The sequence below is a fragment of the Rhizobium glycinendophyticum genome (assembly GCF_006443685.1).
Taxonomy (GTDB): domain Bacteria; phylum Pseudomonadota; class Alphaproteobacteria; order Rhizobiales; family Rhizobiaceae; genus Allorhizobium; species Allorhizobium glycinendophyticum.
In genome coordinates this window covers 510,851-531,905 of record NZ_VFYP01000002.1, presented here as the reverse complement: position 1 = coordinate 531,905, position 21,055 = coordinate 510,851, and the positions used below count along the sequence as shown (strand labels likewise).

Sequence of the window (21,055 nt, the reverse complement as noted above, 5' to 3'; positions counted from 1 at the left end):
CCGTCAAAAAACCATCCCGCCAAGCCTGAACCCGGCATTCAATCAGCATCTCAGCCAATTTCGTTGAGGTTTTCTCTAAAACGAAGGACTTCGTCGCTAGCAGCGCCGCCGCCCTCGTCAGTGAGCGGATGTATAGATTCCACCTTCCGACACGTCAACAGCTGTTCTCGGAAAAAATGAGAAAAAGCGACAAGTGATTGAAATTGCGTTCTTTATTTCCGGTTTGGAGATTTGGGCAGCTGTGTGGCCTTGTTTCACGGCAGTCATGGACCCCGCAGCAGGCTCTCCCAGTCACGCAGTTTGCAAGGCCCCCTGGGCTTGGCTAGTGTCGGCTGCAGTTCAGGAGGTTTCCCTATCATGCGCATACTCGATCAAGCCGATACTGCCCGCTCTCTTTCCTTCCCGCCGCTGATCGACGCGATCAGCCAGATGTTCACCAGTGGCTGCGTCATGCCGGTTCGTCACCATCATACGATTGAAGTTCCCGGGGAGCGTGATGCGACACTGCTTCTCATGCCGGCCTGGCGGCCGGGCGCATATATGGGAGTGAAGCTCGTCTCGGTCTTTCCCGACAATCATGTGCGTAGTCTCCCCGCGATCCACGGCAGTTATCTCCTCTCCTCGGGCAAGACCGGTGAATTGCTCGCCGTGATCGATGGTGGCGAGCTTACGGCACGCCGGACTGCGGCGACCTCCGCTCTTGCTGCACGCCATCTTGCACGCGCTGACGCATCGACCTTGCTCGTCGTCGGCACCGGGCGGCTGTCGCTGAACCTGATCGAGGCGCATAGCCAGGTACGCCCTATAGAGAAGGTGATGGTCTGGGGACGCGAGTTCTCCAAGGCGCAGGCCGTGGTCGCGGAGGCGAGAGGCCTTGGCTACGCAGCCGAGGCAGTCAGCGACCTCGAAGCCGCAGCACGTTCTGCCGACATCCTCTCCTGTGCGACCCTTTCCCATGCACCGCTTGTACTGGGCGCTTGGCTGAAACCCGGAAGCCATCTTGATCTCGTGGGCGCTTTCCGCAAGGACATGCGGGAGAGTGATGACGAGGCGGTAAAGCGGGCAAGTCTGTTCGTTGATACGCGCGCCGGGGCCTTTGCTGAGGCCGGGGACCTGCTACAGCCGCTTGAGGCCGGGGTGATTACCCCCGCGGACATCAAGGCCGAGCTCGTGGAACTGGTGAGCGGAACCGCACCAGGTCGGCAGTCCTCGGGAGAAATCACGCTTTTCAAATCCGTCGGAGCGGCACTGGAAGATCTGGCAGGTGCTATCCTCGCCTATGAAACCGTATCGGTTGGCCACATCCCGACATGATACGTCCTTCCCTCCCCATACTGCCGATCACGGAACGGCTTTCTGCGATCGGCTCACATCTGGAGGCGCAGAATCGGCTGGTACTTTCGGCGCCGCCGGGAGCAGGCAAAACGACGCTCGTTCCGCTGTCTCTGCTCGATCAGCCATGGCGTGGCGATGGGCGCATCATTCTGCTCGAGCCCCGGCGTTTGGCGGCACGGGCGGCGGCCGCGCGGATGGCCAGCCTGCTGGGCGAGGATGTCGGGGCCACGGTTGGTTATCGCATGCGGCTCGACAACCGGATTTCCGCCGAGACCCGGATTGAGGTGGTGACCGAGGGCGTTTTCGTCCGGATGATCCTCGACGATCCCGAGCTCACCGGGATCTGCGCCGTTCTCTTTGACGAATTTCACGAACGGTCGCTCGATGCGGATTTCGGGTTGGCGCTGGCGCTCGATGCGCAGTCAGCGCTGCGGCCTGATCTCAAGATCGTCGTCATGTCGGCAACGCTCGATGTGGAGCGCGTGACGCGGCTGACGGGGCAGTCGCAAGCGGTGATCAGCCAGGGACGCAGCTTTCCGGTGGAGATGCGGTACCGCGACAGAACTGGAGATGAACGGATCGAGGACGCGATGACCTCTGCAATACTGGCGGCGCTTGGGAGCGAAGACGGCTCGATCCTGGCCTTCCTACCGGGTCAGGCGGAGATCCGCCGCGTCGCCGAACGGCTGGAGGGACGGGTTGCGGCCGATGTGCTGGTCACACCTCTCTATGGCAATCTCAGCCAGGCGGAGCAGGACGCTGCCATTCGCCCGGCACCCGCTTCGAAGCGTAAGGTCGTTTTATCGACTTCGATTGCGGAAACCTCGATCACCATCGACGGCGTGCGCGTTGTGATCGACAGCGGACTGCAGCGCCTGCCCGTGTATGAAGCATCGACGGGCATTACCCGGCTGGAGACCGTGCGCGTCTCGCGCGCTTCGGCGGATCAGCGCGCGGGCCGCGCAGGCCGGACCGAGCCTGGGATCGCGATCCGGCTCTGGCATGCGGGGCAGACCGCAGCCCTGCCTGCCTTCACGCCACCGGAGATCCTGGCGACCGATCTGTCCGGGCTCGCCCTCGACATGGCCCATTGGGGCGTGACCGATCCGGCGCAGCTTGCGCTCATCGATCAGCCGCCTGCGGTGGCGCTCGCAGAGGCGCGGCAACTGCTGATCCAGCTCGGGGCGCTGGATGCCAGCTACCAGCTCACAGCGCGTGGCCGGCAGATGCGGGATTTCGGGCTTCCGGCGAGACTCGCCGCCATGGTGCTTGCGGCAGCCGAAGGCGGATCGGCTCGGCCAGCCGCCGATCTCGCGGTATTGCTGACCGAGCAGGGTCTGGGTGGAAACGATGTGGATCTCGACGAGCGCCTGCGCCATTTTAGCCGGGAAAACGGAGAGCGAGCAAAGAGCGCCCGCATGCTGGCCTCGCGGCTGGTCGCCGGGTTCGGGAACGCAGCTGAAGGAAGGGCGGAAACGGCCGGAAGCCTTCTTTTGCATGCTTTCCCGGATCGTATTGCCAAGCGGCGCGGCGGGCGTGGACGCTTCGTCATGGCCAATGGCCGCGGGGCGGAGCTACCCCCGACGGAGCGTCTGGCGGGGGCCGATATGTTGGTCGTCGCGGACCTCACAGGAAAGGCGGCTCAGGCGCGGATCCTGTCGGCTGCGGAGATCAGCCGGAGCAGCATTGAGGAGGTCATGCCTGACGCAATCCAGACACTGGATGAGAGCGGCTTCGACCTGGCAAGCCGACAGGTGCGCGCACGACGCGTGACACGAATTGGCGCGATTATCCTTGATGAGACCCCCTTGCCCAAACCGAAGGGTGAGGCTGCAGCACAGGCGCTTGCCGACGGTGTGCGGCAGCTGGGGCCGTCCGTTCTGCCATTCTCAAAGGCTGCAGAACAATTGCGCCAGCGGCTGGGGTTTCTTTACCGTCTGCACGGGGATCCCTGGCCCGACACCAGTGACGACGGGCTGGTGGCACGTCTGGAAGACTGGTTCGTGCCATTCCAGTCAGGCGTGGGAGGTCTGCAGGAGATTTCCCCCGGGAGCCTGCACGACGGGTTGATGGCTCTGGTGCCGCCGGGATTGCAGCGCGAACTAGAACGGCAGGCGCCGACACATTATATGGCACCGACGGGACAGGCGCATCCCATACGCTATGACGGGGCGGAGCCCGTTTTGCAGATCCGCGTGCAGGAGCTCTTCGGCTTGAAGACCCATCCGTCCATCGGCGGCGGCAAATTGCCACTGCTCTTGGAGTTGACGTCGCCGGCGCATCGACCCATTCAGACAACACGGGACCTGCCAGGGTTCTGGGCCGGCTCGTGGCGGGATGTGCGGGCGGACATGCGGGGCCGTTACCCGAAGCACCCCTGGCCGGACGATCCGGCATCGGCTGCCCCCACGACCCGGGCCAAGCCGCGGGGCACCTGAACTGCGATACAGAAAGGCGTTTGCCGATGACCATGGATCTAGCAACGAAATTCGGGCCCTCCAGCCGACGACTGCGGCTTGAAACGCTCGTGCGGCTGCGCTGGGTGGCTGTGGCAGGGCAGTTGCTAACTGTCATCTTGGTTGCCTACTGGTTTGACTTCTCGCTGCCGCTGATGACGTGCCTGGGCCTTGTCGCTGCGCTCGCTGCGGCAAATGCGCTGCTTTCGGTTGCCTTTCCGCCGACCTACCGGCTCGAGCCAGTTGCTGCCTTCGCGGTGCTGGCACTGGATCTCTTCCAGATGGGCGCGCTCTTGTTCATCACCGGCGGTCTCGCCAACCCCTTTGCGCCCCTTATCTGCATCCCAGTCATCATTTCATTTGCGTCGCAGCCGAACCGTCACTCAATCGCACTCTTCGTCACGGCACTTGCCTTCATCACGCTGCTGGCCTTCACGCCTTTTCCCCTGCCCTGGTTCGAGGGACGGACGCCTGAAGTGCATCCGCTGCTGCAGCTCGGCATGTGGAGTTCGATTGTCTCGATGATGGCGTTTGCCGCCTTTTATGCCTATCGCGTATCGCAGGAGGCGACGCTGCTTGCCGACGCGCTGACGGCAACGGAGCTGATCCTGCAACGGGAAAAGCACCTGCACCAGCTCGATGGGCTTGCAGCGGCAGCGGCGCACGAACTCGGCACACCGCTTGCCACCATCAGTGTGGTTGCGAAGGAGATGGAACGCGAGCTCGGCCAAGACGAGCGCTACCGGGAGGACGTGCAGCTCCTGCGCAGCCAGAGCGAGCGGTGCCGCGACATCCTGCGTCGGTTGACGACACTCGCCTCGGAAGGCGAAGCGCATATGCGGGAAATGCCCCTTTCGTCGCTGATCGAGGAGGTGATCGCACCGCACCGGGAACTTGGGATTAAGGTTGAATTGATCGAGCTGTCGAGCCGGGTCGGCGAACCGGTCGGGAGCCGCAACCCGGCGATCCTTTACGGCCTTGGCAATCTTCTGGAGAATGCCGTCGATTATGCGCGATCAAAGGTGACGGTGACCGTGGACCATTCACCCACATCCGTCACGGTTGCCATAGAAGATGACGGTGTGGGATTCTCGCCGGGGGTCTTGCAAAGAATTGGCGAGCCCTATGTTACCAGCAGACAGGGTGAATCCAGGGCCGGCGGACTGGGACTGGGTCTTTTCATTGCCAAAACTTTGCTCGAGCGCTCAGGGGCGAGCTTGCAGTTCGAAAATGGCGAGACACTGGGATCCGGAGCGCGGGTTGTGGTGCAATGGCCCCGGGAGTTCATGGAGGCGGACACGCCGTTATGAACGCATATGACTTTACCCCCTCGTCTTTCCTCGTCATAACTTCGCGGAAAGAGGCTCTTAACTGTCTCAAGGTTGTTGAACATGACTGATGTTGCATCCACTCTCGCCAAAACGACTGCGCAAAGCCCGCAGCACGTCACTCACGATCTGGGACCCAATCCGACGCTGCTGATCGTCGATGACGATGCACCTTTCCTGCGTCGATTGGCGCGCGCGATGGAAAGTCGGGGATTTACCGTGGACCTAGCGGGGTCGGTTGCCGAGGGAATCGCCAAGGCTAAAGAGGCGCCTCCAAGCTATGCGGTCGTCGACCTCCGCCTCGGCGACGGGACAGGCCTCGATGTCATAGAAGCCATTCGCGAGCGTCGCTCAGACACGCGCATCATCGTGCTGACCGGATACGGAAATATCGCGACTGCTGTGACGGCAGTTAAACTCGGCGCGCTTGATTACCTCGCCAAACCTGCTGATGCAGACGACATTTATCTGGCGCTGACGCAGCGGCCTGGTGAGAAGGCGGAGATTCCTGAGAATCCCATGTCTGCCGACCGAGTTCGCTGGGAGCACATCCAGCGGGTCTATGAGAGTTGCGAACGCAATGTGTCGGAAACGGCGCGACGGCTAAACATGCATCGCCGCACACTGCAGCGGATTCTCGCGAAGCGCGCGCCGAAATAACCCGGCGCTAGAGCGGCGCGCGCGCCGCCCATTCTGCGAGCATCAGCCGCTGTGCTGCCGTCCGGGAAAATTCCAGCGTGACCGACTTGCGGGTCGCCGGCGCAAGCCGATGTTCCGGCGCGTCGCGGTGGATGTGACCGGCATAACCATCGGATAACAGCAAGCCGCAATCCTCGGGGAAGATCTCGATCGGTACGCCGGGATGCGTCGCAAAGAACAGCCTATCGCAATATCGCCGGTAGTCCGGCCACTTCCTATCCACGCGGAAGTCCTCAATGGAGGATTTGATCTCGATGATCCAGATGTCGCCCCTTTCCGACAGAGCGATCAGATCTGCACGCCGGCCATTGGCGAGCGTGAGTTCCGGCAGGACGGCGAATCGCAGGTCGGTCATTAAAGCCTGCACACCGCGACGCACCATCATGGCACGATCCGACTGGCGGCCGTCGATTAACGGATTGTTAGTGGAAACAGAAAGTAAAGTCATGAATATGTCCGTGACGGCCGACCGCTATGTTGCAAAAAAACAATGACGAGTCATTTTGCACCGCCGAAGACATCCGGCGGTTACGTGGCCCTTGCGTGGGCGACATTAATCCAAAATAAACCATATTCACAGATGGTCACGGTACCATCTCCCAGCCAACATTGATGAGTCACCCATGCGCTTCCGCACACTTACGATCGCGATCGGCCTACTGACCTCCGTCGGCCTCGCGAGCTGCACGACGACCTCCGGCGAAACCGACAAGGTTGCAGAAACCACCAAGGTCCAGATTTTCAGTGATGCGTATGGGACCGTGACCGATGCCGGCTTTGCCCTGCCGGCGATCCCGATCCAGAAGGTAGATCCGAAGTTTCACCGCCAGATCGTCAACTACTCGACCAGCGAGAAGCCGGGCACGATCATCGTTAACACGCGCGAGCGCTTCCTGTACTACGTCCTGCCGCGTGGCCAGGCCGTTCGCTACGGTATTGGCGTGGGCAAGCAGGGTTTTGCCTGGGAAGGCGAAGCCTACATCGCCTGGAAGCAGGAATGGCCGACATGGCATCCGCCGAAGGAAATGGCAGAGCGTAAGCCGGAAATCGCCCGCTATGTGGAGAAGGGCATGGATCCCGGCCTGAAGAACCCGCTCGGTGCACGTGCCATGTATCTATTCAACGACAAGGGCCAAGACACGCTGTTCCGCCTGCATGGAACGCCGGAATGGGCGTCCATCGGCACGGCGGCTTCTTCGGGCTGCATTCGCCTGATGAACCAGGACGTGATCGACCTTTACAACCGGGTCAAGCCGGGCCGCGGCGCCAAGGTCATCGTTCAGCAGTAAGACATTCGCAGTCCTTCAGCATAAAGGCCGCCGGAGCGATCGGGCGGCCTTTATGCTTTAAGGTGGCGACGTTTTGTTCAGGCGCGCAATTGCGCCTTCAGTTCAAGGCGGCGGCGGTGCAGGACCGGCTCGGTATAACCGTTCGGCTGTTCTCTGCCTTTCAGTACCAGTTCGAGGGCTGCCTGAAAGGCTATTGAGCTATCATAGTTTGTGGCCATCGGGCGGTAGGCCGCGTCGCCTTCGTTCTGCCGATCAACGACAACTGCCATGCGTTTCATCGTTTCCTCAATCTGATCTTGTGTAACGACCCCGTGATGCAGCCAGTTGGCCATATGCTGCGCCGAGATCCGCAGGGTCGCGCGGTCTTCCATCAGACCGACATTGTTGATGTCCGGCACCTTCGAGCAACCGACGCCCTGATCGATCCAGCGAACGACATAGCCAAGGATGCCCTGCGCATTGTTGTCGAGTTCGCGCTGGATTTCCTCCGGTGTCCAGTTCGGACGGACCGCAACCGGAACAGAAAGAATGTCGGCGAGCTTGGCCCTCTCTCGCGACTTCAGTGTCTTCTGGACATCTGCCACATTGACCTTGTGGTAATGGGTGGCATGAAGGGTGGCTGCCGTCGGCGAAGGCACCCAAGCCGTATTGGCGCCGGCTTTCGGATGGGCTATCTTCTGCTCGAGCATGGCGGCCATCAGGTCGGGCATCGCCCACATGCCCTTGCCGATCTGGGCATGGCCCGAAAGGCCACATTCGAGGCCGATGTCGACATTCCAGTTTTCGTAGGCCGAAATCCAGGCGGCCTGTTTCATATCGCCCTTGCGGATCATCGGTCCCGCTTCCATCGAGGTGTGGATCTCGTCTCCGGTGCGATCGAGGAAGCCGGTATTGATGAACACGACGCGCTCACGGGCGGCACGGATGCATTCCTTCAGGTTGACGGTCGTGCGACGCTCCTCGTCCATGATACCCATCTTGATCGTGTTGGGCGCCATCCCGACAAGCTGTTCGACCCGGGAGAAGATCTCGCAGGCAAAGGCCACCTCTTCAGGACCGTGCATTTTCGGTTTGACCACATACATGGAGCCGGCGCGCGAGTTCTTTCGACGACCGTTCTTGCCGACGTCATGCAGGGCGATGAGGGCCGTGACTGCGGCATCCATGATACCCTCCGGCACTTCGTTGCCGTCGCGGTCACGGATCGCCGGGTTGGACATCAGATGCCCGACATTGCGGACCAGGATGAGGGAGCGTCCTGGCAGGGTAGCCGACGTGCCATCGGCGCCGATAAAGGAGATGTCGCCCGACAAGGCGCGGGTGAAAGACTTGCCACCCTTGACGATCTCTTCGGTGAGATCGCCCTTCATCAGACCGAGCCAGTTTGTATAGACGGCGACTTTGTCCTCCGCATCGACGGCTGCAACTGAGTCCTCGCAGTCCATGATTGTCGTGAGAGCCGATTCGAGCCTCACATCATTTATGCCCGCCGGATCAGTCCGGCCGATCATTCCCGTGGCATCGACCAGGATTTCCAGATGGAGGCCGTTCTTGCGAAGGATCACGGCAGAGGGGTTTTCTGTCTCGCCACGATGGCCGACGAATTGCGAGGGATCCGCAAGGCCGGTCACGCCACTATCGGTCAGGACGACCGAGAGGGCGCCTGATTGGACCGAAAGCTTTGCAACCTTCGACCAATCACCCGCCGCGAGGGGGCTCGACTGATCCAGGAACTGGCGAGCCCAGGTGATGACCTTGGCACCCCGCTCTGGATTGTACCCCTTGGCCTTCTCTGCACCGTCGCTCTCCGGAATGGCATCAGTTCCGTAAAGGGCATCGTAAAGAGAACCCCAACGGGCGTTTGCCGCATTCAGAGCATAACGCGCATTCATGACGGGAACGACAAGCTGCGGGCCCGCGACCATCGCAATCTCTGGATCGACGTTGTCGACTGCGATGGTGAAATCCGGACCTTCAGGCAGGATATAGCCGATGTCGCGCAGGAACTGCTCATAGACCGCGAGATTGGACGACGCACCCTTCTGGCGATACCATGCGTCGATCTTGGCCTGGAAGGCGTCACGTTTCGCAAGCAAAGCCCGGTTCTTGGGGCCTAGATCATGAACGATGGCGGCGAAGCCGGCGAAAAAGTCATCGCCGCCGACCCCGGTTCCGGGAAGGGCGTGATCCACGAGAAAATTGTACAGCTTGGTGTCGATGGACAATCCGTATTGGTCGACAAAGATCACGATAATATCTCCAAAGCTTCGCGGTATCTGTTTTGAGAACAGCTTCGCTCAATTTCATTTTCGGTCAATCCGGCACGAATAACAAAGATTGTTTCCGTTTTGGAAATTAGTGTTCTCTGGCCGTCCGTGGGCGGCCGCTTGCCGTTGCAGATATGCGCGCCTCAACAAGTTTACGGCGTCCCTGGATTTCCGGAGCATCACGCTCCTCTCGCAGCGTGGTGACAAGATCGAGCGCGCCACTGGCTTCAGCCTGGCTACGCGCAAGCTCTGCTGCCGCGGAGCGGGCCGCATCCAGGGCTTCGGCCTCATCCGTGAAGCGCTTGCTCTCGCCGATGCCGGAGAGAATGAAAAGCCCCTCCTCCGGCGACGTCACAACAAGATGAACAGTGCTTCGAACCTGCCCGACAACGGCACCGACGGCATTGGCGACATCGGCATCATCAGGAACTGCGCAGTCTGCCGAGAGCATGTCTGCAATTGCGGGATAGTAGACGCTGGCGGAGGCCCCGAGGCCGATCAGCGGACGGTCTAGCGACAGCGAGAATCTCGCAATCCCCGTTTCGCGTTTAAGTGCCCGGTCGATAAGAATCGATTTCGCCGGGTCGACGTCCGTCAGCCCATCCTCGGCGAGTGCTGCAGCCAAAATGACTTCGCATGACTGGCGCGTGAGCCGCGCAACAATGCGCTCGGCCATATCCTCTATCGATGTGGCGATGGGTTGCCCGCTGCCATCTTTCTGGCGGATGGCGAGACGGATCCCGAGTTCGGCCGCCTCGCGATCCCATTGGCCCTGCCTGCCGAGCACGTGCATGGCATCCGACGGCGTTACTCCACAGATGTGCACGAGGCCGCGGGCGACCAGCCTGTCCAGCGTCGCCTTCTGCTGGGTAAAAGTGATCAGGGTATCGAGAGGCAACGGCACAGAGCCGATCTTGGAAAAGAGAGCCGCTTCCTGCGGCTGCAGTCCGGCGGCCAAATTGTCGGGCACGCCGGTGCGAACAGCAAAGCGGCCGTCATGGCGCCCGAGATGGGGTGCCCGCAGCTGACGTTCCAGCACCTCGCGGATTGCAGCGCCGTGTAAAGCCCCAGCCAGACTGAGTGGGACCAGCCTTCGCGGCCCGAGCTCGATCTTCGCATTCATACCACGGTCGTCGATGCGAACCTCGGAATCGCCACCGAGACCGTATGTGCGCATGGCGACAGCCTCGACCATAGTCCTGTAGCCACCGACGACTGCTCCTTCCTGATCGAGGCGCGGCTGGCCCTTCTCCATGACGGCAACATCCGTCGTGGTGCCGCCGATATCGGAGACTACGGCATCGTCAAGACCGGTGAGATGGCGGGCGCCGACGAGACTAGCGGCCGGCCCGGAGAGGATCGTCTCGATGGGGCGCGCGCGCGCCTCTGCTGCGGAAATCAGCGCACCATCACCCCGAACGACCATCAGCGGCGCATGAATACCGCGCTCCACCAGGTATCGCTCCGCGGAGCCGATCAAGCGGTCGATCATGGATACGAGCCGGGCATTGAGCAGTGTTGTGAGCGCCCGTCGCGGTCCGCCGAGTTTCGACGACAGTTCGTGGCTGCAAGTGACCGGCAGGCCGGAGGCGGCACGAACAATATCGCGGGCGCGGCGTTCATGGCCCGGGTTGCGCGTGGCAAAGTAGCCGGCAATTGCCAAGGAGGAGACGTTCTCGGCAAGCTCGGGTAGTGCCTGCTCCAAAGCCCCGGCATCAAATGGAGTTTCATTGCCGTGCACGTCATGGCCGCCCGCGATGAACAGAACGGGGTCGGTACCCAGGGCCTCGGCCAGGCCATCACGCTTCAAATCCTCTGGACCGAAGCCGATCATGACGAGGCCGGCGCGCCCACCCTGCCCCTCGACCAGGGCGTTGGTTGCGAGCGTCGTCGATAGCGAGACCAAGCCGATATAGGACGGAGGAATGCCGGACGAGCCAAGAACGTTTTCCAAAGCGCCTGCGATACCGATCGACAGGTCATGGCGCGTCGTCAGCGCCTTTGCCTTTGCGACGATGCCGGCTTTTTCGCTATAGATGACCGCATCCGTATAGGTCCCACCGGTGTCGATCCCCAGCATGTAATCTAATGTCACGCAGTCTGCCCCGATTCGCACATGCCATTCCGGCTTTGCCTACCTATGGCACAGGCGAAGGGCCATTTTCCAGCCAAGCCGCGGCAAAGCCATGCCGCTCAAGGGCTATCTCGGCGTCACCCGCATCGGCAGCCCGCCAGCGGGCTGCGTCGTGAGCTTCTGAACAGGCCAAGGCTTTGTCTGAGCGGTCACGTCGAAGCGGTAGCGCTGCATCAATACTGCCAGCGCGATCACCGCCTCCTGGAGCGCAAACGTTGCCCCGATGCAGACTCGGGGTCCAGCCCCGAAGGGGAGATATTGGAAGCGCCCGATCTTCTCACGCTCGCCCGGCATGAAACGGTTCGGGTCAAAGATCCGGGGCCGATCCCAATAGAGTTCGTGCCGATGCAGAGTCCACGGCATGACGAGCACGGTGGTTCCCCGGGCAATTTCAACAACCTCGCCATTGGGCGCCACGTAGCGGTCGTCCGCAACGGCGTCCCGATTGATAGAGGGAGCCGGGGGATAAAGCCGCATAGCCTCCTCGAAGGAGGCGCGTACCAGCGGCATGCGTTCCAGCCAGTCAACGGGGTCGGCGTCCGTTGCCAGAACGCTGTCGATCTCAGTTTCCATGGCGGTCCGGATGTCGGGACTGTTAGCCACGCAGTAAAGCGTCCAGGCAAGCGCCCTGGCCGTCGTCTCGTGGCCGGCGCCGATAAACGTCAGAATATTGTCTTCGATCTCCTGCGAAGTCAGTCCATCGGGACCTTCCAGCTCCAAGAGCAATGTGAGGAAATCGTCCGGCGCCGTGGCCCGGTCCTTGCGGATAATGTCGCGACGGTGGTCCATCGTGCGATGGACGAGTTCGCGGAACTTGCGCAACACGCCGAGCCCGCGAATACGGGTGAAACGCGGCACCCATTTCGGCGCCCGCAGCAGGTCGAAGGGATCGACTCGTCCCATGCTGTGCAGCAGGTCATCGACATCCCGGGCGAAATCGCCCTGCTCCGAAACAATGCCACCGGAAAACAGTGTCTCCGACAGGATGGCGTAAGTCAGTTCCGTCATGTCAACGGCGATATCGCGTACTAGACCCGACGGGCCGGACTGATAGCGGGTGAGAAAGAGTTCGCTCTGCTCCCGCATCTGCCGGGCGAAACCCCGGGCGTGCCTAGGGGTGAAGACCGGGGCCATGGCTTTGCGAGAGCGCTTCCAGACAGGCCCCTCAGCGGTCAGAAGACCATCCCGAAGAATCGGGCGCAGCACAAGCTGACGGATCTCCGACATCTCGTAGTTCGCCGCATTGTCGACGAGCACGTGGCGGATCAATCCGGGATCGTTGGCGATGATTGTCGTCTGGCCAAAGAAGCGGGTAACGATCCAGGGCCAGGTGTAGGATGGAAGCCCCCAGAGCTCGAGCGGATTCTTCAGCACCGTGCGGATGATTTCCAAGCGGCTGGGCGGCACGGTGCGCGGAACCGGTGCCGGCGGCTCGAAGCCTGCCTTTTGCGGAATGCCGTCCATGTCACGCTCCTTCGGGCGTCATGCCCTTGAAGGAGTTAGAGCAGCGACTCCAGCTCGTCCAGCCGGTCGTTGATCAGCCACCCATAATAGTTCTCTTCCGGCCACTGGGCCGCACCGCTCGCCCGCTTAGCGGCCAAGGCCCGCGCTCGCTGCTGGGTACTGCCAATGTTGAATAGCGTCGCAGTAACGCCAGGATTGCTGGAGATATCGACGTCGGCAATCGACTTGTAGTCGTCAATGGATTTGCGGATCACGGCCGCCATATAGGCGAGGGAGATGTCGGGATCCATGATGGCCTTGTAGACACCGGCCGCATCGGTTTCATCAAGCTTCGGATAACCCGATTTATCGGCGACAAGATCCGAGAGCATCAGCGCCGTGAGCGGATTGATCTGCCCCAGCCCAAAGGTCTGTCCGGCATAGAAAGGCTGAAAGAAGACGGCGCTGAAACGATTGTCGGGAAAGGAGGTCCCGCCCACCGTCTTGCCGCGGAATCGGTCCTGCCAGACATCTTCGCGACAGGTCCAGAGGCGGTAGGAATCACTGAACACGTTACAATTGGCAAATTCCGGACGCTTCAAAAAATCAGCGATGCCTTCTCCGTCGTAAGCAAAACGGAAGCTGTTTCCGGCATAGGAGGCCGCCTTGACGTAATAGCTCTGCAAGCTGTCATAGGCGTCGACATTATAGGTGTGCTCGCCGACGATCGCGCCGATCATATGAATGGGCGCTATGCCATAGGCTGCGGCCGTTTTCTTGATTTTGCCGATCAGAGCAGAGTCCATGCGCAGGAGATCGCGCACCTTCTCATATTTGAGGTCGAAGCTTGTCTTGCCCGCCTTTGTCCGTCGAACGGAGGCTCCGGGGATGGTTGGCTGTTCTGCATTCCGATTGCCAGGCGGCACCCTGTCGGCGGCGTGCGAAATCGCTGGAGCCGAACCCAGTATGGCGATGGCAAGAATGAAGATCCTGGAAATGCCTAGCACGATGCGCTGTCCCTGAGCGGGCAAGCAGACGATTGCCATGACCCGACAGCGTCAGTCCTTACATAAGTGTGGACTGTATTGTCGACCTCAGCCGCTCTCACTTTATCGCCAGCGACACGGTGAAAGCGGCTGATAGATGCACAAAGATCACAGGATGTAGCGGCTCAGATCCGTATCGCTGGCGAGGTCCCCGACATGCTGCTGCACATAGGCGGCGTCGATCATCACGGCTGAGCCGCCGCGATCCGGCGCGTGGAAGGATATTTCGTCGAGAACACGCTCCATCACCGTCTGCAGGCGACGAGCCCCGATGTTTTCGACTGTCTCGTTCAGGCGCACGGCAACATCGGCCAGGGCATCGATCGCATCTTCCGTGAACTCCAGTTCGAGCTCTTCGGTTTTCATCAATGCAATGTATTGGCGGATGAGGCTCGCTTCGGTTTCCGTCAGGATGCGGCGAAAATCTTCCTTCGACAGCGGCTTCAATTCGACGCGAATCGGCAGACGGCCCTGCAGTTCGGGCAGAAGATCCGAAGGCTTCGACACGTGGAAGGCACCTGACGCGATGAACAGAATGTGGTCTGTCCTCACCGGGCCGTACTTCGTGGCGACGGTCGTGCCTTCGACGAGGGGCAAGAGGTCGCGCTGGACACCCTCCCTGGACACGCCCGCACCCATGGCGCCTTCGCGAGCCGCGATTTTGTCGATTTCGTCAAGAAAGACGATGCCGTCATTCTCAACCGACCGGACCGCTTCCCGCTGGATGATCTCGTTGTCGATCAGCTTGTCGGATTCGTCGCGGATCAGGTCGCCATAGGAGGCCTTGACCGTGGTACGGACTTTTTTGGTGCGGTTACCCATGGCCTTGCCGAACATTTCCGACAGGTTCAGGATGCCTATATTGGCGCCCGGCATGCCAGGGACTTCGAAGCCGGGCGCGCCGGCACCGCTATCGGCCACTTCGATGTCAATCTCCTTGTCGTCCAGTTCGCCATTGCGCAGCTTCTTGCGGAAGCTGTCGCGCGTTGCCGGAGACGCGGTCGCGCCAACAAGCGCGTCGAGAACCCGCTCTTCGGCAAGTGCATGCGCCTTAGCCTGAACTTCCTGGCGCTTCTTGTCGCGGACCAGCACTATGCCGATCTCGACCAGATCGCGGATGATCTGCTCGACGTCGCGGCCGACATAGCCGACTTCGGTGAACTTGGTCGCTTCCACCTTGATGAAGGGTGCACCGGCCAGTTTGGCGAGGCGCCGGGAAATCTCGGTTTTGCCAACGCCGGTCGGGCCGATCATCAGAATATTCTTCGGCATGACCTCGTCACGGAGGTCTTCCGACAGCTGCTGGCGGCGCCAGCGGTTGCGAAGCGCAATGGCGACTGCGCGCTTGGCATCGTGCTGGCCGATAATGTGGCGGTCGAGTTCGGAAACGATCTCCCGCGGGGAAAAATTGGTCATCTGTTTTGCTCCTGACGATCCGTTCGGATCATCGTATAGGTCGTTCTCGCTCGGCTACCCGTTCAGGCAGCGTCGAGCGTTTCAATGACAATGTTGCCGTTGGTGTAGACGCAGATATCGCCGGCGATGGTCAGCGCCCGGCGCGCGATCTCTTCGGCTGATCGGTCGCTATCCATCAGGGCCCTTGCCGCCGCATAGGCGTAATTGCCGCCAGAGCCGATGGCGATGGTGCCGTGCTCCGGCTCCAGGACGTCGCCATTGCCGGTGATTGCCAGCGTGATGGTCTTGTCGGCCACGAGCATCATGGCCTCGAGGTTGCGGAGATACTTGTCGGTTCGCCAGTCCTTGGCCAATTCGACCGCAGCGCGCATCAGCTGGCCGGGATACTGCTCCAGCTTCTTCTCTAGCCGATCGAGAAGCGTAAATGCATCTGCGGTGGCACCGGCAAAGCCAGCAATCACATCACCAGTCTTGCCAATGCGTCGCACCTTGCGTGCATTGCCCTTCATGACAGTCTGGCCAAGGCTTACCTGGCCGTCACCGGCCATCACCACATGGCCATCCTTGCGCACGGTAATAATCGTTGTCATCAGTCACCTGCTTGCCCGCCTCGCGGGCTTTGGTTCTGGCAGTTCCCTGCCGATTGGTCGGGACCTATGTAAGTTGGCTTTCGGGGATTGCAATCCGATCGCAAAGGCGGGCGCCTGCCTTGCGGCAACGCAATGTAACTTCTGGATATTTGCGTGCCCTGCTGGTAAGGGAGGGCCGAGATCCCCTATGGAGCGGCCCGATGGCAGAACGTAAAGGCGAAATTTCCCGCAAGACCAACGAAACGTCGGTCTCGGTGTCCGTCCATATCGACGGCACCGGCAAGGGCAAGATTTCGACCGGCGTCGGCTTCTTCGACCACATGCTGGAGCAGCTGTGTCGCCATTCGCTGATCGACATGGACATCGCCGTGCAGGGAGATCTGCATATCGACGATCACCACACCGTCGAGGATACCGGTATTGCGCTTGGTCAAGCGATTTCGAAGGCCCTGGGCGACCGCAAGGGCATCACGCGTTATGCCTCGATCGACCTTGCCATGGACGAAACCATGACCAAGGCTGCGATCGATGTCTCGGGTCGGCCGTTCCTCGTCTGGAACGTCGCGTTCAGCGCGCCTAAGATCGGCACCTTCGACACCGAACTGGTTCGAGAATTCTTCCAGGCACTGGCGCAGAATGCCGGCATCACGCTGCACATCCTGAACCACTATGGCGCCAACAACCATCATATCGCCGAGACGTGTTTCAAGGCAGTGGCCCGGGCGCTCCGCACTGCAACCGAAATTGATCCGCGGCAGGCGAACCAGATCCCCTCTACCAAGGGTACCCTGGTTTAAGGGCGCGCTCCCCAACAAAGGGAGCGTGCGACCTTGCTCCGGCTGAGGCGTTGATCTCATCCGTCGAGCAGAAAGGAACGGAAGACATGCGTGTAGCTATTATCGATTATGGATCCGGCAATCTGAGATCCGCCACCAAGGCTTTCGAGCGTGCGGCCCGCGAGGCTGGCCTCGATGCCGAGGTCGAACTCACCGACAAAGCGGACCGCGTCGCATCAGCCGACCGGATCGTGCTGCCTGGCGTCGGCGCTTATGCAGATTGCCGCCGGGGCCTCGATGCCGTGCCCGGTATGCATGATGCCATTACAGAAGTTGTCGAAACGAAGGGCCGCCCGTTTTTCGGAATATGCGTCGGGATGCAGTTGATGTCGTCGCGCGGCCTGGAGAAGACCACGACCGAAGGCTTTGGCTGGATCAAGGGGGATGTCGTCGAGATGACGCCTTCCGATCCCAACCTGAAGATCCCGCAGATCGGCTGGAATACGCTGACGCTCAACCGCCCTCACCCGCTCTTCGACGGCATTCCGACGGGGCCGGATGGGCTGCATGCCTATTTCGTACATTCCTATCACCTGGCGGCAGAACAGGCTGTGGATGTGATCGCAACGACGGACTATGGCGGCCCGATGACGGCTTTTGTCGGACGCGACACCATGGTCGGTGCGCAGTTCCATCCGGAGAAAAGCCAGGCGCTTGGCCTGAAGCTGATCGCCAATTTCCTGACCTGGGCGCCGTGAGCCCTTAGGACCCATATCATGATCCTATTCCCCGCCATCGACCTAAAAGACGGCCAGTGCGTACGCCTCAAGCTCGGCGACATGGGCCAGGCGACTGTCTACAATCCCGATCCCGCCGCGCAGGCGCGGGCCTTCGAAGACCAGGGATTTGAATGGTTGCATGTCGTTGATCTCAACGGTGCTTTTGCCGGTGAGAGTGTCAATGGGGCGGCCGTCGACGCTATCCTGAAGGCAACGAAAAATCCGGTGCAGCTCGGAGGCGGTATTCGCACGCTTGAGCATATCGAGAGCTGGTTGTCGCGGGGCCTGTCGCGCGTCATCCTCGGTACCGTTGCCGTGCGCGATCCGGCCCTCGTCATCGAAGCCTGCAAACGCTTCCCCGACAAGGTCGCCGTCGGCATCGACGCCAAGGGCGGAAAGGTCGCCGTCGAGGGCTGGGCGGAAGCGTCCGAGCTTGGCGTGATCGAACTGGCAAAACGGTTTGAGGGCGCCGGCGTTGCCGCGATCATCTATACGGACATTGATCGCGACGGTATCCTGACCGGCATCAACTGGGCCTCGACGCTGGAACTGGCCCAAGCCGTTTCCATCCCTGTTATCGCCTCCGGTGGATTGGCTTCAATCGAGGATATCAAGCGCATGCTGCAGCCGGATGCGCGCAAGCTGGAAGGCGCGATTTCCGGCAGGGCGCTTTACGATGGCCGGATTGATCCGCAAGAGGCACTGGCATTGATCCAGGCTGCGAAAGGCTGAGGACGTACCATGACACTCAAGGCCCGCGTGATCCCCTGTCTCGACGTCAAGGACGGTCGAGTGGTGAAGGGCGTTAACTTTGTCGACCTGATCGATGCCGGCGATCCGGTGCAAGCCGCCAAGGCCTATGACGCCGCTGGCGCCGATGAACTCTGTTTCTTAGACATCACAGCATCCTCTGATAACCGCGAGACGATCTTCGATGTCGTGGCGCAGACGGCGGACCACTGCTTCATGCCGCTGACCGTCGGAGGTGGCGTGCGGGCAGTGGGCGATATCCGCAAGCTTCTGCTGTGCGGCGCAGACAAGGTCTCGATCAATTCGGCCGCTGTCAAAAATCCGGACTTCGTCGCGGAAGCCGCCGACAAGTTCGGTAATCAGTGCATCGTCGTGTCGATCGACGCCAAGAGGGTTTCACGTGAAAACGAAACGCCGCGCTGGGAGATCTTCACCCACGGAGGGCGCCAACCAACGGGGATAGACGCGGTGGAATTCGCGGTCCAGATGGTCGAGCGTGGTGCCGGTGAGCTGCTGGTGACCTCGATGGATCGCGACGGGACAAAAAGCGGATATGACATCGGCCTTACCCGCACCATCGCCGACAGCGTCCGGGTTCCCGTGATTGCCTCCGGAGGCGTCGGCAATCTCGACGACCTCGTCGCCGGTATCCGCGATGGTCATGCAACGGCCGTGCTTGCCGCATCGATCTTCCATTTCGGTACTTATTCGATCGCCCAAGCAAAGGCTCATATGGCTGCTGCCGGCATTGCCATGCGTCTCGACTGACGCGGAAAGGCCTGTCATGAGCAATTTCACCCTCGCCGATCTAGAAACCATCGTATCGGACCGAGCCAAGGCGAGCCCCACCGAGTCATGGACCGCGAAGCTCGTGGCCGGTGGGCAGGACAAGGCAGCGAAAAAGCTGGGGGAAGAGGCGATCGAAGCTGTTATGGCAGCCGTGAAGCACGATCGGGAAAACCTCGTCTACGAGAGTGCCGACCTGCTCTATCACCTGATGGTCGTATTGAAAATTGCGGCCATCCCGCTACAAGACGTGATGCAGGAACTGGAGCGTCGGACCGCTCAGACGGGCCTGAGTGAAAAGGCCAGTCGGCAGGATCCATGACCATAGCTATGCGGGACCCCGAAACGCCAGACGTTCTCGATCATTTCCAGGCGAACGGCTATTCTCCCTATCTCTTCTTCGATTCGGAAGAATGGGCACATTTTCGGGCCGATACGCCGCTGACGCTGACGGCCGATGAGGTACACCGCCTGCGATCGATCGACGATCCGATCGACCTCGATGAGGTGCGCCGGATCTACCTGTCGCTGTCGCGCCTGTTGTCGTCGCATGTGGAATCGTCGCAGCTGCTTTTCGAACAGCGCAACCGCTTCCTCAGCATGTCCGACGTGTTCAAGACGCCGTTCGTCATCGGCATTGCAGGCTCCGTGGCGGTGGGGAAATCCACGACGGCCCGTATTCTGAAAGAGCTGCTCGCGCGCTGGCCCTCCAGCCCGAAGGTCGATCTCGTCACCACCGACGGCTTTCTCTATTCCAATGCGCATCTGGTGAAAAACGGGATCCTGAACCGCAAGGGTTTCCCGGAAAGCTACGACATCGGTGCGCTTCTGCGCTTCCTGTCGGCGATCAAGGCTGGGCTGCCGAACGTCAAGGCACCAAGCTATTCGCACCTGACTTATGACGTCCTGCCAAACGAGCATCGGGTGATCGATCGCCCGGACATCCTGATCTTCGAAGGCATCAACGTGCTGCAGTCGCGCAATCTGCCGGCCGATGGCAAGATCGTGCCGATGGTATCGGACTTCTTCGACTTCTCCATCTATATCGATGCTGACGAGAACGCGATCCATCGCTGGTATGTCGACCGGTTCATGAAACTGCGGCAGACGGCATTCCGCGATCCGAATTCCTATTTCCATCGCTACGCGACGATCAGCGTCGACGAGGCGAAGGAAATCGCGGAGGGCCTCTGGGCCAATATCAACCTCAAGAACCTGCGTGAAAACATCCTGCCGACCCGTCCGAGGGCGGACCTCATCCTGCGCAAGGGTGACAACCACCTCGTCGAGACGGTTGCTCTCAGAAAACTGTAGGCGATCTATCGCCGGCTATGGATTGACGCGGCGCAGTGTCAGATTGATGCGCCCACCTGATTTCAGGAGTGTCGATGTACCGGGATAGATTCGATCGACGCCATGAAAGCAAAGACGACCTTCCCCGCCTAGAACGAAGATATCGCCGCTTTCCAGCTTAAGGGATTTCGTTCGGTCAGTCCGGGAGAGCCCGCCGATCCTAAACAGGCAGGTATTCCCAAGCGATATTGACAGCACCGGCGCCAGAAGATCCGTCTCATCGCGATCCTGATGAAGCCCCATTTTGGCGTCATCGGCATAAAAGTTGACGAGGCAAGCCTCGGGGTCCTTGGAATATCCCGACAGATCACGCCAGAGATCGAGCAGGACGTGCGGAATTTCTGGCCAGGGCTGGTTCGTCACTGGGTGCGTCGACTGATAGCGATAACCCCTTTCCTTATCGGTTACCCAGCCGAGCGGACCGCAATTGGTCATGCGCACCGACATCGGACGACCACTGCCCGGCATGACAGGGATGTAAAGGGGCGCTTGCTCGACGACGGCGCGGATTTGCTCGACCAGGCGCTCCTGAACCTCACGGTCTAGCCGACCCGGAAGATAGCGCAGACCTGGCGACAGGTTCAGTTCCTTCGCTGTGCTCGTCATCC

At 60.6% G+C, this 21,055-nt stretch carries 19 protein-coding genes; 11 read left to right on the top strand and 8 right to left on the bottom strand.

Features of this window, described 5'->3' with window-relative positions:
• Positions 1-357: 357 nt before the first annotated feature.
• The 4 genes from lhpI to FJQ55_RS17085 all read left to right on the top strand — a co-directional run bounded on the left by lhpI (position 358) and on the right by FJQ55_RS17085 (position 5,779).
• Positions 358-1,314, top strand: a complete 957-nt coding sequence (gene lhpI, locus FJQ55_RS17100) for a bifunctional Delta(1)-pyrroline-2-carboxylate/Delta(1)-piperideine-2-carboxylate reductase (RefSeq protein WP_140830019.1) — start codon at positions 358-360, stop codon at positions 1,312-1,314.
• Positions 1,311-3,773, top strand: a complete 2,463-nt coding sequence (hrpB, locus tag FJQ55_RS17095; protein WP_140830018.1) for an ATP-dependent helicase HrpB — start codon at positions 1,311-1,313, stop codon at positions 3,771-3,773. Before lhpI ends, hrpB begins: the two co-directional genes overlap by 4 nt.
• Before the next feature lie 26 nt (positions 3,774-3,799).
• On the top strand, positions 3,800-5,101 hold the full coding sequence (locus FJQ55_RS17090; protein WP_140830016.1) for an ActS/PrrB/RegB family redox-sensitive histidine kinase: 1,302 nt from the start codon (positions 3,800-3,802) through the stop codon (positions 5,099-5,101).
• Between the two features lie 75 nt (positions 5,102-5,176).
• Positions 5,177-5,779, top strand: a complete 603-nt coding sequence (locus tag FJQ55_RS17085; RefSeq protein WP_425467545.1) for an ActR/PrrA/RegA family redox response regulator transcription factor — start codon at positions 5,177-5,179, stop codon at positions 5,777-5,779.
• A gap of 7 nt (positions 5,780-5,786) precedes the next feature.
• Here FJQ55_RS17085 and FJQ55_RS17080 read toward each other — a convergent pair whose 3' ends face one another.
• Positions 5,787-6,266, bottom strand: a complete 480-nt coding sequence (locus FJQ55_RS17080; RefSeq protein ID WP_140830014.1) for an MmcB family DNA repair protein — start codon at positions 6,264-6,266, stop codon at positions 5,787-5,789.
• A gap of 175 nt (positions 6,267-6,441) precedes the next feature.
• On the opposite strand from FJQ55_RS17080, the gene FJQ55_RS17075 reads away from it, so the two are divergent.
• Positions 6,442-7,107, top strand: a complete 666-nt coding sequence (locus FJQ55_RS17075) for a L,D-transpeptidase (protein WP_140830013.1) — start codon at positions 6,442-6,444, stop codon at positions 7,105-7,107.
• A gap of 77 nt (positions 7,108-7,184) precedes the next feature.
• Here FJQ55_RS17075 and FJQ55_RS17070 read toward each other — a convergent pair whose 3' ends face one another.
• The 6 genes from FJQ55_RS17070 to hslV form a co-directional block, all read right to left on the bottom strand.
• Complete coding sequence (locus tag FJQ55_RS17070; RefSeq protein ID WP_140830012.1) at positions 7,185-9,356, bottom strand: malate synthase G; 2,172 nt, start codon at positions 9,354-9,356, stop codon at positions 7,185-7,187.
• Between the two features lie 106 nt (positions 9,357-9,462).
• On the bottom strand, positions 9,463-11,469 hold the full coding sequence (locus tag FJQ55_RS17065) for a hydantoinase/oxoprolinase N-terminal domain-containing protein (RefSeq protein ID WP_140830010.1): 2,007 nt from the start codon (positions 11,467-11,469) through the stop codon (positions 9,463-9,465).
• Positions 11,470-11,574: 105 nt separating this feature from the next.
• Positions 11,575-12,972 carry a cytochrome P450 gene (locus FJQ55_RS17060; protein ID WP_140830008.1) on the bottom strand — a complete coding sequence of 466 codons (1,398 nt, stop codon included), beginning with the start codon at positions 12,970-12,972 and terminating at the stop codon, positions 11,575-11,577.
• Between the two features lie 35 nt (positions 12,973-13,007).
• The gene (locus tag FJQ55_RS17055) at positions 13,008-13,949 is read right to left on the bottom strand and encodes a DUF1402 family protein (protein WP_425467548.1); all 942 of its coding nucleotides are present in this window, start codon (positions 13,947-13,949) and stop codon (positions 13,008-13,010) included.
• Positions 13,950-14,105: 156 nt separating this feature from the next.
• Positions 14,106-15,413, bottom strand: a complete 1,308-nt coding sequence (gene hslU, locus FJQ55_RS17050; RefSeq protein ID WP_140830005.1) for an ATP-dependent protease ATPase subunit HslU — start codon at positions 15,411-15,413, stop codon at positions 14,106-14,108.
• A 62-nt stretch (positions 15,414-15,475) separates the two neighbouring features.
• Positions 15,476-16,003 (bottom strand): ATP-dependent protease subunit HslV, encoded by a 528-nt coding sequence (gene hslV / locus FJQ55_RS17045; RefSeq protein ID WP_140830003.1) that lies wholly within the window; start codon positions 16,001-16,003, stop codon positions 15,476-15,478.
• A gap of 200 nt (positions 16,004-16,203) precedes the next feature.
• Here hslV and hisB point away from each other — a divergent pair, with 200 nt between their 5' ends.
• The 6 genes from hisB to coaA all read left to right on the top strand — a co-directional run bounded on the left by hisB (position 16,204) and on the right by coaA (position 20,408).
• Positions 16,204-16,800: an imidazoleglycerol-phosphate dehydratase HisB gene (gene hisB, locus FJQ55_RS17040; protein WP_140830001.1), complete on the top strand. Its 597-nt coding sequence runs from the start codon at positions 16,204-16,206 to the stop codon at positions 16,798-16,800.
• Positions 16,801-16,886: 86 nt separating this feature from the next.
• Positions 16,887-17,537 (top strand): imidazole glycerol phosphate synthase subunit HisH, encoded by a 651-nt coding sequence (gene hisH / locus FJQ55_RS17035; RefSeq protein WP_140829999.1) that lies wholly within the window; start codon positions 16,887-16,889, stop codon positions 17,535-17,537.
• Positions 17,538-17,555: 18 nt separating this feature from the next.
• Complete coding sequence (gene hisA, locus FJQ55_RS17030; RefSeq protein ID WP_140829997.1) at positions 17,556-18,290, top strand: 1-(5-phosphoribosyl)-5-[(5-phosphoribosylamino)methylideneamino]imidazole-4-carboxamide isomerase; 735 nt, start codon at positions 17,556-17,558, stop codon at positions 18,288-18,290.
• Between the two features lie 9 nt (positions 18,291-18,299).
• Positions 18,300-19,076, top strand: a complete 777-nt coding sequence (hisF, locus tag FJQ55_RS17025) for an imidazole glycerol phosphate synthase subunit HisF (protein ID WP_140829994.1) — start codon at positions 18,300-18,302, stop codon at positions 19,074-19,076.
• A 16-nt stretch (positions 19,077-19,092) separates the two neighbouring features.
• The gene (locus FJQ55_RS17020; protein ID WP_140829992.1) at positions 19,093-19,416 is read left to right on the top strand and encodes a phosphoribosyl-ATP diphosphatase; all 324 of its coding nucleotides are present in this window, start codon (positions 19,093-19,095) and stop codon (positions 19,414-19,416) included.
• A complete protein-coding gene (coaA, locus tag FJQ55_RS17015) occupies positions 19,413-20,408 on the top strand; it encodes a type I pantothenate kinase (RefSeq protein WP_140829990.1) in 996 nt (331 codons plus the stop codon). The genes FJQ55_RS17020 and coaA overlap by 4 nt, the downstream gene beginning before the upstream one ends.
• Positions 20,409-20,423: 15 nt before the next feature.
• On the opposite strand, the gene FJQ55_RS17010 is transcribed toward coaA, so the two are convergent.
• The gene (locus FJQ55_RS17010; protein WP_140829988.1) at positions 20,424-21,053 is read right to left on the bottom strand and encodes an alpha-ketoglutarate-dependent dioxygenase AlkB family protein; all 630 of its coding nucleotides are present in this window, start codon (positions 21,051-21,053) and stop codon (positions 20,424-20,426) included.
• Positions 21,054-21,055 lie beyond the last annotated feature (2 nt).

What these genes read in the sequence shown, in the direction of transcription:
- lhpI (WP_140830019.1), top strand. Translation starts at nt 358, where the DNA reads ATGCGCATACTCGATCAAGCCGATACTGCCCGCTCTCTTTCCTTCCCG.
- hisA (WP_140829997.1), top strand. Translation starts at nt 17,556, where the DNA reads ATGATCCTATTCCCCGCCATCGACCTAAAAGACGGCCAGTGCGTACGC.
- hrpB (WP_140830018.1), top strand. Translation starts at nt 1,311, where the DNA reads ATGATACGTCCTTCCCTCCCCATACTGCCGATCACGGAACGGCTTTCT.
- hslV (WP_140830003.1), bottom strand. Translation starts at nt 16,003, where the DNA reads ATGACAACGATTATTACCGTGCGCAAGGATGGCCATGTGGTGATGGCC.
- FJQ55_RS17090 (WP_140830016.1), top strand. Translation starts at nt 3,800, where the DNA reads ATGACCATGGATCTAGCAACGAAATTCGGGCCCTCCAGCCGACGACTG.
- hslU (WP_140830005.1), bottom strand. Translation starts at nt 15,413, where the DNA reads ATGACCAATTTTTCCCCGCGGGAGATCGTTTCCGAACTCGACCGCCAC.
- FJQ55_RS17020 (WP_140829992.1), top strand. Translation starts at nt 19,093, where the DNA reads ATGAGCAATTTCACCCTCGCCGATCTAGAAACCATCGTATCGGACCGA.
- FJQ55_RS17010 (WP_140829988.1), bottom strand. Translation starts at nt 21,053, where the DNA reads ATGACGAGCACAGCGAAGGAACTGAACCTGTCGCCAGGTCTGCGCTAT.
- hisH (WP_140829999.1), top strand. Translation starts at nt 16,887, where the DNA reads ATGCGTGTAGCTATTATCGATTATGGATCCGGCAATCTGAGATCCGCC.
- hisF (WP_140829994.1), top strand. Translation starts at nt 18,300, where the DNA reads ATGACACTCAAGGCCCGCGTGATCCCCTGTCTCGACGTCAAGGACGGT.
- FJQ55_RS17060 (WP_140830008.1), bottom strand. Translation starts at nt 12,972, where the DNA reads ATGGACGGCATTCCGCAAAAGGCAGGCTTCGAGCCGCCGGCACCGGTT.
- coaA (WP_140829990.1), top strand. Translation starts at nt 19,413, where the DNA reads ATGACCATAGCTATGCGGGACCCCGAAACGCCAGACGTTCTCGATCAT.
- FJQ55_RS17080 (WP_140830014.1), bottom strand. Translation starts at nt 6,266, where the DNA reads ATGACTTTACTTTCTGTTTCCACTAACAATCCGTTAATCGACGGCCGC.
- hisB (WP_140830001.1), top strand. Translation starts at nt 16,204, where the DNA reads ATGGCAGAACGTAAAGGCGAAATTTCCCGCAAGACCAACGAAACGTCG.
- FJQ55_RS17075 (WP_140830013.1), top strand. Translation starts at nt 6,442, where the DNA reads ATGCGCTTCCGCACACTTACGATCGCGATCGGCCTACTGACCTCCGTC.